This is a genomic window from Paraburkholderia sp. MM5496-R1, assembly GCF_050436205.1.
Taxonomy (GTDB): domain Bacteria; phylum Pseudomonadota; class Gammaproteobacteria; order Burkholderiales; family Burkholderiaceae; genus Paraburkholderia; species Paraburkholderia tuberum.
The window spans coordinates 361,152-374,360 of record NZ_JBNDLT010000001.1 but is presented as its reverse complement, the minus strand read 5'-3'; the positions used below and the strand labels follow the sequence as shown (position 1 = coordinate 374,360).

Below are 13,209 nucleotides of genomic sequence, written 5' to 3'. Positions count from 1 at the left end.
CGGGAATCAAACTGTGAAAGGGATGATCAGGCTGCCGGATCAACCACGCGCTGCACCTGTTCGCCGAGGCGCTCCACGCCGAGGCGCATCGTCTGGCCATGACTCAGAAAAATATTCGGCCGCTTGCCCAGGCCGACGCCCGGCGGAGTGCCCGTGGTGATGATGTCGCCGGGCTCCAGTGTCAGACATTGACTGCAATAGCTGACGAGCTCGGGAACGGAGAAAATCATCTTCCGGGTGTTGCCCGTCTGCATGCGCTTTCCGTCGAGATCCAGAAAGAGGTCGAGGTTGCTCACGTCCGGGATTTCGTCCGGCGTGACGAGCCACGGCCCGACCGGCCCGAATGTATCGAAGCTTTTCCCCTTGTCCCAGGTTCCACCGCGTTCGAGTTGCCATTCGCGCTCGGAAAGGTCATTGCAAACCGTATAGCCGGCGATGTACTGGTGAGCGTCATCGGCCGAGACCCGTTGCGCACGCTTACCGATCACGATTGCCAGTTCAACCTCCCAGTCTGCCTTGCACGCACCGGGCGGAAGCATCACGTCGTCATTCGGGCCGCACAGCGAGCCGACCGACTTCAGAAACACCACGGGCATGTCGGGAGCCTTGACGCCGGCTTCTTCGGCGTGATCGGAATAGTTCAGACCGATACCGACGAAATTGCGCGTGCCGGCCACCGGCGGCCCAAGTCGCGTCGTCGACGGGACGACCGGAAAGCGTTCGAGGTCGAGTGATCGAAGCGCGTCGATCGAGGCCGCGCCGAGTGCACTACCGGCCAGATCCTCGATGACGGAGGAAAGATCGCGGATATTGCCTTGCGCATCCAGAGCGCCGGGCTTCTCAAATCCGGGCAGACCAAAGCGGAGCAGTTTCATGAACGAGTACTCGGGTTAGTTTGGAGTGTGTGTCGAAGGTGATGCAATCGGTACCGCGGCAATGCCGTCAAGCGTCCGGCGGCCCGACCAGATTGTCGATGTTCGTCATCGCAACCCCTTCCCAGATGGGGGTACAGGAGACCGGGAAATCCTGCCGGAACCGGCCGCCCTCAGCCAGAACCGCATCGAGAAAGTGCGGCAGACGCTTGATCGATCCTTCGATCGGCAGGTCGTGCACCACGACGACGGACCAGGGTTGCGACCGGCACTGGTGGAGTGCGATCTTGTCCCACGTATCGCGGTTTTCCCAGTCGCGTGGCAACGCGTTCCACAATACGCAGGTGTACTGCTGCTCGAACAGATAGTCCCGCACCGACGGACTGAGCAGATGCCTGCCGATGGAGCCGCCGTATCCGAACGGGCGGAATAGCCGCTTATGCCCGATGAACGGGCGGATGAGCTTGTGCGTGCGGATGATCTCGTCGGCAACGACGGTGTCGTCGAGACGCTCACCCAATGGCGTCGAGTGCGTGTAGGTATGGTTGCCGATCCAATGCCCGTCGTCGTACGCGCGTTCGCACGCGTCCATCGCCCCGCTCGTCTCGAACTGCTGTCCAACCACAAAAAAACTGGCGGCAATGCCCCGCTCTTTCAGGACATCCAGTACGTACGGCGTGATGCGCGGATCAGGACCGTTATCAAAGGTCATGGTTACATCGAACATTTTCAGTTCCTTGATGAATGCTGAAGGGAGCCGGAGCCGTCCGTCTCAAACGCAATGCAGGAGGGCACATAGTCCGGCCCGTCGGTGTTCACTAGCTGAAACAGCATTCTGTAAATCCCGACAAAGGTGATTACCTCGACAAGCAAAGCGTCATCCAGAACATCGGTCCGTTCGACTGGCCGGTTGTCCAGCACGCCACGGGTAATGCGCGCCACCGCGTCGATCGTGTCGTCTCCGTAGCTGGCGTGAACCGCGACGGCAAGCTTCTCCAACGCGCGGGCGTTGACGCCGGCCGAAAGCGCGAGCGGCACGTGCGCATGCCATCCATACGGGCAGTTCAACGCCCTGGCAACGGTGAGTACCACGACCTCTCGCGCAGCGAGCGATAGCCGGCTCGCGCTTTTGTAATAGAGCAGCATGTCGTACATGCATAGCCCGACTTCAGCTGCGCGGGCAAGCGCGTTGAACGGTCCAGGCCATGGCGCGCCCGGTTTCGCGACCGCGGCCGACAGGCGCCGCTGCGTGTCACTGAGTCGAGCTGCATCAAGTTGCGGAAAGTAGGACATGGTGCCTCTGGCGCTTCGTCGTCAAGCCGCCGCGAGGCGCCTGTATCCGGCGCCGAAGATGACGAGCGGATCCCCGTCGTGCACTTCGGCAGCTGTGACGTCGCCGATCAGAAGCCGGTGGTCGCCGCTGCTGATCGCGTGCGCGACGCGGCATTCGATCACCGCGGCCGCGCCCTCGATGGCCAGACAGCCGGAGTTCAACCGACGTGTTTTCACGTTGGCGAACTTGTCGTCGATCCGGCTCGCGAACTGGTCAGAAAGCGCCTGCTGGTCCGCGGTCAAATAGTTGATGCAAAAAACCTGCGACGCCAGAATCGCTTTCAGCGAACGCGATTGTTCGCCCACGCAGATCATGTATCGCAACGGATCGGACGAGACAGGGCTCACCGCCCGCATCGTCAAACCGGACGGACTGCCGGACGCATCGATCGTCGTGACAACCGCCACGCCGCGAGGCCATGCGTTGGAAAGCTGCCGAAACAGGTCCATGTTGGACTGCCCTTGCACGGGCGGGTGTGCTTCAGTGGTCATGAACTTCTCCATTCAAAGGATCGAGCCGGGACGAGTGGCGCATCGCCGAAACCGCATGATCGGTGGCGTCAGGTCGAGGACGCGTTTCAGAACGTCCCGCGGGAAATCTGTTAGGCAGGACCAGCGGCACGATTGCAGCTACTGCAAAGAACGCGGAAAACCATGCGAGCCCGGCGCTGAAACTGCCGGTTGCACCGCGCATGAGACCGAACGTGTACGGGCCGAGAAAGCCGCCGATATTGCCGACACTGTTGATCAGCGCGAATCCGCCGGCGGCTGCCGCGCCGCTGAGCGCGGCAGCGGGCCCGTTCCAGAAAATCGCCATGTAGCAGAACGACGACCCCACGGCAACCACGATGGCGGCATACGCCAGCACGGGATTCGCGGCGATAGTGGATGCATACAGGGATGCGCCCGCCAATGCGGCCAGCACGACCAGGTGCCAGCGGCGATCGCCGGTACGATCGGAGAATCGCGGGACCGTCAGCAACAGCACCACGCCGAATAAAAAGGGTAAAGCGCTGATCCAGCCGATGGACGCATTGGACAGATGCGCCGCGCTAGCCTTGACGATTTGCGGAAGCCAGAAAAAGAGCGCGTAAACACCCGAGAGAAGCGCGAAGTAGGTCAACGCATAGACCCAGACCTTGAAAGACTTCAGACTGCGCAGGAATTGGGTTTCCTGCGGACGCGAGGTCGTGCTTCTCTCGTGCGCAAGTTCGGCCATCAGAAACTGACGGCTGGCGTCCGGCAGCCACGATGCGTGCTCCACGCCGCGCGGCAGCATCCAGTACAGAAAGCAACCGAAAACGACGGTCGGCACGCCTTCAACAACGAACATCCATCGCCACCCTTCGATGCCCAGCATGTGCACACTCAGCAACAATCCCGATACCGGACCGACCAGCACCCCGGCCAGCGGCGACGCCGCCGACCAGACGCCGTTGGCGCTACTAAGACTACGGCGCGTGAACCACAGCGACACGTAATACAGCACGCCAGGCGTAAAGCCCGCTTCGGCGACCCCGAGGAAGAAGCGCAGCAGATAGAAGGTAGTCGCGTTGGATACGAATGCCATCGCGCACGACAGCAATCCCCACGTCACCATGATCCGGGCGATCCAGAGCGGCGCGCCCATTCGATGCAGCAGCAGATTGCTGGGAATTTCGAACAATGCATAGCCGACGAAAAAGATGCCTACGCCCAGTCCAAAGGTTTCCGGTCCGAAGCGAAGGGCGGTGTTCATCTGCAGCGCGGCGAATCCGACGTTGATACGATCGAACTGCAGGAGGAAGTGTGCAATGAATAAAACGGGAAGGATGCGCACTGCCACCAGTCGATATGTCCTTTGCTCCTCTGCGTTCATACGTTGTCTCCTCGTTGGGCGGAGGTTCGTCCGAAATCCAGCACGACCTCTTGTTTATAAGTTATAAAAGATTCCACAAGTTCGAAATTGGGGTAAACCTGTGTCGGATCGCTGCGGCTCGAATGCGTCAAACATACAAAAACCCGACTTTCCCGCTTTTTCAAGGGGTTAATGGTACTCGCGAACCGTGAAGATGTCTGTTTCAGTTGTGGTGACGCTTCCGCCAGCCGGGAAAATTCCGCCGTCCTCCTGGCTTCACTTATAAAAGAAGGCGCCGAGGCGGATTCCGCTCGTCAACCCCGCGCCGTAAGACGCTTTTAGAGGAGGACTGTGACCGTGGCAAGCAGAGGACTTGCGCCGAGTCCGGACATCGCGTTGCGGCGCCGGCCGAAGCAGGACCGTGGACGCGTCGCAGGCCGCTCAGCCGCTAAGGTTGTTGTGACTCGCCGGGCGGCACTGCCGGAAACTGGGGGCGGTGGCGCTACTCCGGGCGTTCCCTTTTCACGAAAACTAGCGATTGCACTCGCGAGGGGCGGGGCGCGCACACTGTCATTGCCAATCGTCCGGTTTGCGGGCGAGCCACGCTGAATGCATCCGCTATTTGGTTCTCGGCGCCGTTGGGATCGCTGGCGCCGCATCAAGCCCGGCGATATTCGCGATGTGCTCCACGCCGAAAATGGTTCATGTTCTCGTATACGTTTTCCAACCTGTATCGACGCATCAAGTGCGTGCCTGCATTCGGCGTGCAATCCATACAGTCCAACAGTCCAACTAACTCGTGACACAAATCCGGCTAATCTAACTATTTCGTTCGGGTCTCGCGCCCAGTGTGTCCGAAAAAGTTAGCAAGTCATTGATTAATAAGAAGCCGCAGTCTAACTAATTCGATCTCCCTGCAGGAGTGTCGGGAAGCCGAATTCGTTGGACTAAGGAACGGTTGGCTAGACTCGAAAGCACGAAATTGACTGGACTGCCCGGAACCCGCGGATCGAAGGATCACCGGGCGGCGTAGTTCGCCGCCCCGGTACTGTGCTGATCGACGCTTCCTGCGGGAGGGCGAGAGACGCTTTACGTTAAGGGTTAATCGACGCCTGCCCTCATTCACATGGCTGCGCGCGTGCTGCGGCGCGTGCGGGCCGGTGTAGTGGTCAACTAATTTCGGAAAGGCAGATAGGTTCTTTCGCTGTCGGTTTCGCCTCGTAGGCGGCGGGCGACAGATAGCCCAGCGTGGAGTGCAAGCGCACCGGATTGTAGAAAGCGACGATGTACTGGTTGATATCGCGCCGAGCCTCATCGTGGTTGGCGTACCGACGCTGCCACACGCGCTCCTTTTTCAGGTTCAGGAAGAATCTTTCCATCACCGAATTGTCCCAACAATTTCCCTTGCGGCTCATGCTGCAAACCACGTGATGCTGCTTCAGCAAGGCCTGGTACTCATCGCTTGCATACCTGGCTGCCCCTATCCGAATGCAAAACCAGTCCCGGCGCTGGCCTACGCTGCTCCAGCGCCCTCGTCAATGCCGATATGACCAGTCCAGCCGGCATGGTCGGGGCCATTGACCAGCCGACGACCCTGCGCGAGTACAAGTCCAGCACGACAGCCAGATAGAGCCAGCCCTGCGCCGTGCGGATATACGTGATGGCTACGACCATGACGCTGGCCGGCGGTGGGCAACTCGCCGGGCCAGCAACGCGCAGGTCAAACCGGAGGGCTTCGGAGGAACAGGCTCCCGTTCAAAAAAACTTGACGGACCACCTCAGGGCGTCACTTGGCCGTACACCCAAGCAAAATGATTGTCTGTATCCAGTCCTGCAACGGTCACCGGATCTGCTAATCTCCCGACGAATTTTTCCGGAAATCAACCACGACGCTCGGTCAGTGCTACGAACGCGAAGGCTAGTATTTTGGCCATCGCGTTGCGTCGCCTTCTCCTCTTTGCCGCAAGTTCCGATGGGAACAAAAGCGAGCGATCTTCCGCCGCAGAGTCGCTTAAAATCATCTTTTCGGCACTCTCCGAGGCCAATCATGCGCTCATGGCGGCTTGATCGTCCCAACCTCTCCGGCCATCTGGATCTGTCACGGGCAACGAGCCTGGTCTCGGCCATCGGGTCTAACGATGCGAACGCCTTCGCCGCGGAAGTTCTGAAACTCCTAGGGGACGCCGCAGGCATATCGCAGTGCACCGTCTTTGCTTACGAGTTCAACAATCGTCCTCGGACGGTCTCGGTCGCAGACCACCGTGGCGGTCGATATCTGAGCAACGTCGCGGATACCTACGCCAGGACTTTCTATGCGTTGGACGGAAATCAGACGATTATCTCCTCTGCCCGTCCTCAGAAGCTCGACTCGGCCGTCCTGCTCCACCAGCAGGCCATCGAAGACATCTCGCATGAAGGGTATCGAGCCGCTTGCTATCACCAGCCGGACGTTTCGGGCCGACTCTCCCTTTTGCTGCAGCCCTCGCAGGACATCTGGCTCTCCGTCAATCTCTACCGCGACCGCAGGCGCGGCCATTTCCACGCGAACGAGATCGCGCTGATTGAGGCCTTTGCGCCGCTCATCGCCCAGACCGCCAAGCATCATTACGTGCTATGCGGCCAGATTCAGACCGGCATTCCGCAACTGATGCTGGTGCGTATTCGAGGGATCTGCCCCGAGTTGTCGAAGCGCGAACTCGATGTCCTATGCGGCGTTCTGGAGGGCCGTACCGCGAAAGACATTGGAGAACTTATGGGCGTCAAAGCCTCCAGCGTCGTGACCTATCAAAAGCGGGCCTTTCGCCGCCTCGGCATTTCGAGCCAGCGTCAGTTGTTTGCCTTGTGCCTGGCTACCAGCCGAGAATGATCACGCACTGCGTCATCTCTCTGACCGTGCCCGATCTTCCGCTTGCCTGGCACTGAGGGTTTTTCCTAATCCATTTCACCCGTCAAGTCGTACCCATTTTGGGGACAGCGCGCGCGGGCGAATCTCCATACTCCACTCATCGCCATACCTCGCCGCCCTGACGAGCCTGACGCGATTGCATTGAGTGCTGTGGCGCTCGACATAGAGCTGAGTTTGGAGACGACCCGTATGGAAACGACCCCATTGGCTGACCGCAGTCCGCTTCCTGGCGGTCCGGCAAACGGTGCTGGATCTGGTGAATCGATGCGAGAGCAGCGTGTCATCGCCAAGGTCTCCCGGCACCTTCTTTGGTTTCTCTTCGTCCTGTTCTTCTTCTCGTTCATGGACCGGATCAATATCGGATTTGCCGGCCTTACCATGATGAAGGATCTCGGCCTCTCCGGCGTCCAGTTCGGTCTGGCGACCACGTTGTTTTATATTGCATATATCGCGTTCGGCATTCCCAGCAACATCGTCCTGGCGCGCATCGGCGCGCGGAAATGCATCGGGACTATCATGATCGCCTGGGGTCTGGCCTCTACAGCGACGATGTTCGCATCGAGTCCGGGAACGCTTTACCTGTTGCGAATCCTCGTCGGCGTGACCGAGGCGGGCTTTCTACCAGGCATCCTGCTTTACATGACATATTGGTTTCCGAGCGCATATCGCGCGAGGGCCAACGCTTTGTTCATGATCGCGATGCCCGTCACGGCCGCGGTCGGCTCCGCACTCTCGGGATACATTCTGGCGCTGGATGGAACGCTTGGCCTCAAAGGATGGCAGTGGCTCTTCTGTCTGGAGGGCCTGCCTTCGGCGATCTTGGGTCTGGTCGTATTCGGCTATCTGCGCGATGTTCCCGAGAAGGCGCACTGGCTCACTGCCGATGAGAAGCGCACGCTTTCGAAGACCCTCGCGGCCGAGCACAACGCCGACCCCGTGCCGCATTCGCCCGCCACCGACGAAAGAAGCCTTCTGAGCGAGCTCTTCTCGCCAACGGTCCTCAAATTTGCGCTCGCTTATTTCTGTCTGGTCAACACGCTAGCAATGGTTGCCGTCTGGACGCCCCTGATCGTCAAAAGCTTCAGCGCTGACGCGAGCAACCGGACCGTCGGCCTGCTGGCCGCGATCCCGCAAATCTGCACGATCGTTGCAATGATCTGGTGGGGAAGACGCTCTGATCGCAAACAGGAGCGCAAATGGCACCTGATGTTGCCGATGCTGTTTTCCGCTGCTGGCTGGCTTTGCACCGCCTATTCCACCAACCCCGTGATTCAGATGTTAGGCATCTGCCTCGCGTCGGCGGGATCGTACACCGCCATGTCGATCTTCTGGACAACCCCTGATCACGCATTGAGCCTCCGGGCCCGTGCCGTTGGGATCGCAGTGATCAACGCGACCGGCAACATCGGGTCGGCGCTGAACCCCCTGGTCGTGGGATGGCTGAAGGATCTCACCCATAGCTTCTCGGCCGGATTGCTCTATGCAGCGGCATTGCTCGTGATCGGCGCCATCGTGGTGGCAGTGCTGCCCGTTCAGCCCAAGCGCTCCCGCGACGCGGAACTATCTAGCAACGCACGTTAGTGCGGATAGCCCTAGTTGGGCGAATACGCCGATGGCGTTACGGCAGCATCGAGGCGCAGCTCATGCGTGGCCTCCCGCTTACCAGAATTCGTTAAGGAGCAACCGATGGAATTCAAAGCTTATCCCTTCACTGCAAAAAAGTACGCTGGCCAGATGCCGAATCTTGACAACGGCATCGAGACAAAGCGACATGCAGTGACGATCGTCGGCGGTGGCCCTGTCGGACTCGCCGTGGCACTTGGCCTCGCCAATCACGGCGTTCCTTCCGTATTGATCGAAGCCGATGATTCCGTATGCTATGGCAGCCGGGCCATCTGTATCTCGCGTCGAAGCCTGGAAATCATCGAGCGCCTGGGTGCAGTGGACGGGTTTCTGAAGACCGGACTGCCGTGGGCCGGTGGGCGCAGTTTTTATCGCGACACCGAAGTGCTGCACTTCAAGATGCCGCAGGACGACAACCAGAAACTGCCTCCGATGGTGAACGTCGCGCAATATCACATCGAACAGTTTCTCCTGGACGCCGCGCAACGGAAGTCTGATCTGATCGACATCCGCTGGCAGACCAAGGTGACCGCCATCGATTCGCGTACGGACGGCGCCATGCTTCGCCTCGCGACTCCCGAAGGCGACTATTCGCTCAATACGGACTGGGTGGTCGCCTGCGATGGTGGGCGCAGCACGATCCGCGAGGCATTGGCCTTGCAGCTCAATGGGACGAGCTACGAGGGCCGTTATGTCATCGTCGATATCGAGCTCGAGAGCGAGCGGCCGACCGAGCGTCTTGCCTACTTCGATCCATCGTCGAACCCGGGCTCCACTGTGCTGGTCCACAAACAGCCTGACAATGTCTGGCGCATCGATTACCAATTGCGGGACGGCGAGGACGCCGAACAGGCAGTCAAGCCTGAAAATGTCATGCCACGGGTGCAAAGCCTGTTGGACATGATGGGCGAACGTGGCGCCTGGGCACCCATCTGGATCACGATCTACAAGGCCAATGCCTTGACCCTGGAAAGCTATCGTCACGATCGCGTGCTGTTTGGCGGCGATGCAGCCCATCTGGTGCCGATTTTTGGCGTGCGCGGCGCGAATTCAGGAATCGATGACGCGGACAACCTCGCGTGGAAACTGGCGTTCGTCGTCCGTGGCCTTGCGTCCGAAGGATTGCTCGACAGCTATTCAGACGAGCGCGTCTTTGCGGCCCACGAAAACCTTAGCTACGGTACCAAGAGCACCGAATTCATGGCGCCGCCCTCATTCGCCTTCGAGTTGATGCGCAAGGCCGTATTGAGTCTGGCGATCAAGCATGAACGCGTGCGTTCTCTGATTAACCCGCGGCAGACTTCGGCCATCAGTTATACGGAGTCGCCGCTCAACACGCCTGAAGCACAGTCGGGCGCGTTTGAGGCTGGTCCTGCGCCGGGGGCCGTGTTGACCGAATGCCCACTGACGATCGTCGAGGGCGGCAGCGCGAGAGAGGCTCATCTGACGGAATTGATCACTCCAAGGTTCACCGCTCTGTACTTCAGCGAAGACGGACGCGTACCGGTGGAATTTGCCGAACTCGAAGCAACGCTTCAAGAGGAAAAGCTGCCTTTCAAGCTGATCCCCGTGACTTCGCATCTTCACCCCGAGACGAAAAACAATCACAACTGGGACCACACAGGTCGGCTGTTCGCCATGTACACCGCCAGACCCGGTACCGTATACCTGGTTCGCCCGGACGGCCATGTACTGGGACGCTGGCATGCGGCAGCGGCTGCAGATGTTGAGGCCGCCATCCACCACGCCCTTCAAATGTGATCACCAAACCGGTAAAGGAGAACGCCATGACCGACAGCGACCTCGACATCATTTATACCCGGCTGTGCAAGACCATGACTCAACTGGGTCGGCCGAACACTTCGCTTTTCCTCGCGCGCTTCGCCATGCTCGCGATCGACAGGATCGACGACCCCGCCGTCGCACTGAATTTAATCGACGACGCAAGCGAAGGAATGACTGAATCAGCGCCGCGGTAGGGTTCCAATCCACAAGCCCACCTCGTAGCACTTTTTCTGGCTTCCCATATCCTTCGCAGGAACGCGAAACAATGACCGTCAATTATCAAACCGGCTTCGCCAATGAGTTTGCCACCGAGGCGCTGCCGGGCGCCCTTCCCGTGGGGCGTAACTCTCCGCAACGCGTGCCTTATGGCCTATACGCAGAACAACTCTCAGGGACTGCATTCACGGCGCCGCGTCATAACAATCGGCGTTCGTGGTTGTACCGGATCCGGCCAGCGGCCATGCACTCGCCATTCCAGCATATCGAGAACTCGCGCCTGTTGAGCCGCTTCGACGAAGTACCGACGCCACCGGATCAGTTGCGCTGGGATCCCCTTCCGATGCCCGATGCACCGACCGATTTCGTGGCGGGCCTTGTAACCATGGCGGGCAACGGTGCGCCCGATGTAGGGCGAGGATGCGGTATCCACCTGTATGCCGCGAACTGTTCCATGACCGACCGGTTTTTCTACAACGCCGACGGTGAGTTGCTTGTCGTGCCGCAACAAGGACGGCTGCGCGTGGCAACCGAAATGGGACTGCTGGACGTCGAACCGCAGGAGATCGTCGTCATCCCGCGAGGCGTGCGTTTCCGGGTTGAACTGCCCGATGGCGAGGCGCGCGGCTACGTGTGCGAGAACTATGGCGCGCTGTTCAAGCTGCCCGACCTTGGCGTCATTGGCTCCAACGGCCTGGCGAATCCGCGTGATTTTCTGACGCCGGTCGCGTCGTATGAAGACCGGGAAGGCGACTTCGAACTGATCGCGAAGTTCGAAGGCAATCTCTGGCGCGCCCGGATCGACCACTCGCCGCTCGACGTCGTCGCATGGCACGGAAACTATGCGCCGTACAAGTACGACCTGCGGCGCTTCAACACGATTGGTTCAATAAGCTTCGACCATCCCGACCCCTCGATTTTCCTGGTGCTCCAGTCCCCCACTGATACCCCCGGCGTCGATTCGATCGACTTTGTCATTTTCCCGCCGCGTTGGTTGCCGATGGAAAACACATTCCGTCCGCCATGGTTCCACCGAAATTTCGCAAGCGAGTTCATGGGACTGATTCATGGCGCGTATGACGCGAAGGCTGAAGGTTTTGCGCCCGGCGGTGCGTCGCTTCACAACTGCATGAGTGGTCATGGCCCAGATGCCGAAACCTTCGCCAGGGCGAGCACCGCAGACACGACCCGGCCTGATCACATCACGAACACGCTGGCGTTCATGTTCGAAACGCCCGCCGTCATCCGGCCGACGCGCCATGCGCTCGAATCGTCGCAGCTCCAAGGCGAGTATTACCGGTGCTGGCAGGGCCTCAAGAAGCATTTCAACCCGGCACAAGCCTGATAGGACGTTGGAGAAATCACATGTCGTTGATCGACGAGACGCACAGCCCGGCTCTGAAAAGTTGGGTGGAACAGGCAAACCGACCGGGGAGCGATTTTCCGATCCAGAACCTTCCATTTGGTCGTTATCGACCGATGGGCACGGACGAGGACTTCAAGATTGGGGTAGCCATTGGCGACCAGATTTTAGATCTGCAGGGCACAGGCCTGATCGACGATCCGGACATGAACGCGTTGATGGCACTTGATTCAACAACTCGACTGGAGTTGCGTCGCGCCATTTCCCGAGGCCTTGCGCACGGCAGCGAGCAGCAACAAGCATGGTCGACGCTGCTTATCAACCAGAGCGCGGCGCAGATGGCAACGCCTTGCCGAATCGGAGACTACACAGATTTTTATACGGGCATTCACCACGCCATGTCTGTCGGCAAGCTGTTCAGGCCCGACCAGCCGCTGATGCCGAATTACAAATGGGTGCCGATTGGTTATCACGGTCGGTCTTCATCCATTCGCGTGAGCGGCCAGATGTTTCGGCGTCCGCGTGGGCAAACCAAAACGCCGGAGGCCGCGCAACCCACCTTTGGTCCCAGCCGACGACTGGACTACGAACTCGAACTTGGCTACTTCGTCGGTCGCGGCAACGATTTGGGGCAACCCGTCTCCATCGAAGACGCGGAGAATCATCTTTTCGGTGTGACACTGCTCAACGACTGGTCCGCGCGCGACATCCAGGCGTGGGAGTACCAGCCGCTCGGCCCGTTCCTGTCCAAGAACTTCGCGACAACCGTCTCTCCGTGGTTAATCACGACCGAGGCACTGGCACCCTTCCGCGCGCCGTTGACGCGTCCCGACGGTGACCCGCAGCCGCTCCCTTACCTCGACGCCGCCTGTAATCGCAAGGAAGGCGCATTCGACGTCACACTTGAGGTGTTGATCCTAACGGAGCGCATGGTCGGGTCAGGCTTCCCACCTCAGCGCTTGACGCTGGGCAACGCTGGCACAGCGGCCTACTGGACAGCGGCACAACTGGTGACCCACCACACGGTCAACGGCTGCAATCTCCAGCCCGGCGATCTGCTTGGTTCCGGTACATTGTCGGGCCCCGCCGCCAATGAGGCTGGCTCGCTACTCGAATTGACCGAGGGCGGCAGGCAGCCCGTCGTGCTGGCCAATGGCGAGCAGCGGACCTTCCTGGAGGACGGCGACACGCTGATTCTGCGTGGATGGTGCGAACGTCCCGGCGCGGTTCGCATGGGACTCGGCGAAGTCCGTGGCACCGTCCTGGCCTAAAAAGG

The 13,209-nt window shown here is 59.8% G+C and carries 11 protein-coding genes and 1 pseudogene; 6 read left to right on the top strand and 6 right to left on the bottom strand.

Going from position 1 to position 13,209, the window contains the following annotated elements:
* Positions 1–26 precede the first annotated feature (26 nt).
* The 6 genes and pseudogenes from OKW38_RS01890 to OKW38_RS01865 form a co-directional block, all read right to left on the bottom strand.
* Positions 27–875 (bottom strand): fumarylacetoacetate hydrolase family protein, encoded by an 849-nt coding sequence (locus tag OKW38_RS01890; RefSeq protein ID WP_429359730.1) that lies wholly within the window; start codon positions 873–875, stop codon positions 27–29.
* A gap of 67 nt (positions 876–942) precedes the next feature.
* Complete coding sequence (locus OKW38_RS01885) at positions 943–1,599, bottom strand: polysaccharide deacetylase family protein (RefSeq protein ID WP_429359728.1); 657 nt, start codon at positions 1,597–1,599, stop codon at positions 943–945.
* Positions 1,600–1,601: 2 nt separating this feature from the next.
* Positions 1,602–2,165: a carboxymuconolactone decarboxylase family protein gene (locus OKW38_RS01880; RefSeq protein ID WP_429359726.1), complete on the bottom strand. Its 564-nt coding sequence runs from the start codon at positions 2,163–2,165 to the stop codon at positions 1,602–1,604.
* A gap of 21 nt (positions 2,166–2,186) precedes the next feature.
* Positions 2,187–2,696 (bottom strand): flavin reductase family protein, encoded by a 510-nt coding sequence (locus OKW38_RS01875; RefSeq protein WP_429359724.1) that lies wholly within the window; start codon positions 2,694–2,696, stop codon positions 2,187–2,189.
* A complete protein-coding gene (locus OKW38_RS01870) occupies positions 2,686–4,062 on the bottom strand; it encodes an MFS transporter (protein WP_429359722.1) in 1,377 nt (458 codons plus the stop codon). Before OKW38_RS01870 ends, OKW38_RS01875 begins: the two co-directional genes overlap by 11 nt.
* Positions 4,063–5,210: 1,148 nt before the next feature.
* Positions 5,211–5,727 (bottom strand): annotated as a pseudogene (locus OKW38_RS01865) (IS3 family transposase); the annotation flags it as partial.
* A gap of 361 nt (positions 5,728–6,088) precedes the next feature.
* On the opposite strand from OKW38_RS01865, the gene OKW38_RS01860 reads away from it, so the two are divergent.
* The 6 genes from OKW38_RS01860 to fahA all read left to right on the top strand — a co-directional run bounded on the left by OKW38_RS01860 (position 6,089) and on the right by fahA (position 13,204).
* The gene (locus OKW38_RS01860) at positions 6,089–6,907 is read left to right on the top strand and encodes a LuxR C-terminal-related transcriptional regulator (RefSeq protein ID WP_018420249.1); all 819 of its coding nucleotides are present in this window, start codon (positions 6,089–6,091) and stop codon (positions 6,905–6,907) included.
* Positions 6,908–7,135: 228 nt separating this feature from the next.
* Positions 7,136–8,527 carry an MFS transporter gene (locus OKW38_RS01855; RefSeq protein ID WP_429359720.1) on the top strand — a complete coding sequence of 464 codons (1,392 nt, stop codon included), beginning with the start codon at positions 7,136–7,138 and terminating at the stop codon, positions 8,525–8,527.
* Between the two features lie 105 nt (positions 8,528–8,632).
* Positions 8,633–10,330 (top strand): FAD-dependent oxidoreductase, encoded by a 1,698-nt coding sequence (locus OKW38_RS01850; protein ID WP_429359718.1) that lies wholly within the window; start codon positions 8,633–8,635, stop codon positions 10,328–10,330.
* 26 nt (positions 10,331–10,356) lie between these two features.
* The gene (locus OKW38_RS01845) at positions 10,357–10,548 is read left to right on the top strand and encodes a hypothetical protein (protein ID WP_429359716.1); all 192 of its coding nucleotides are present in this window, start codon (positions 10,357–10,359) and stop codon (positions 10,546–10,548) included.
* A 71-nt stretch (positions 10,549–10,619) separates the two neighbouring features.
* A complete protein-coding gene (gene hmgA, locus OKW38_RS01840) occupies positions 10,620–11,915 on the top strand; it encodes a homogentisate 1,2-dioxygenase (RefSeq protein ID WP_429359714.1) in 1,296 nt (431 codons plus the stop codon).
* Positions 11,916–11,935: 20 nt separating this feature from the next.
* Complete coding sequence (fahA, locus tag OKW38_RS01835; protein WP_429359712.1) at positions 11,936–13,204, top strand: fumarylacetoacetase; 1,269 nt, start codon at positions 11,936–11,938, stop codon at positions 13,202–13,204.
* The last annotated feature ends 5 nt before the right edge of the window (positions 13,205–13,209 follow it).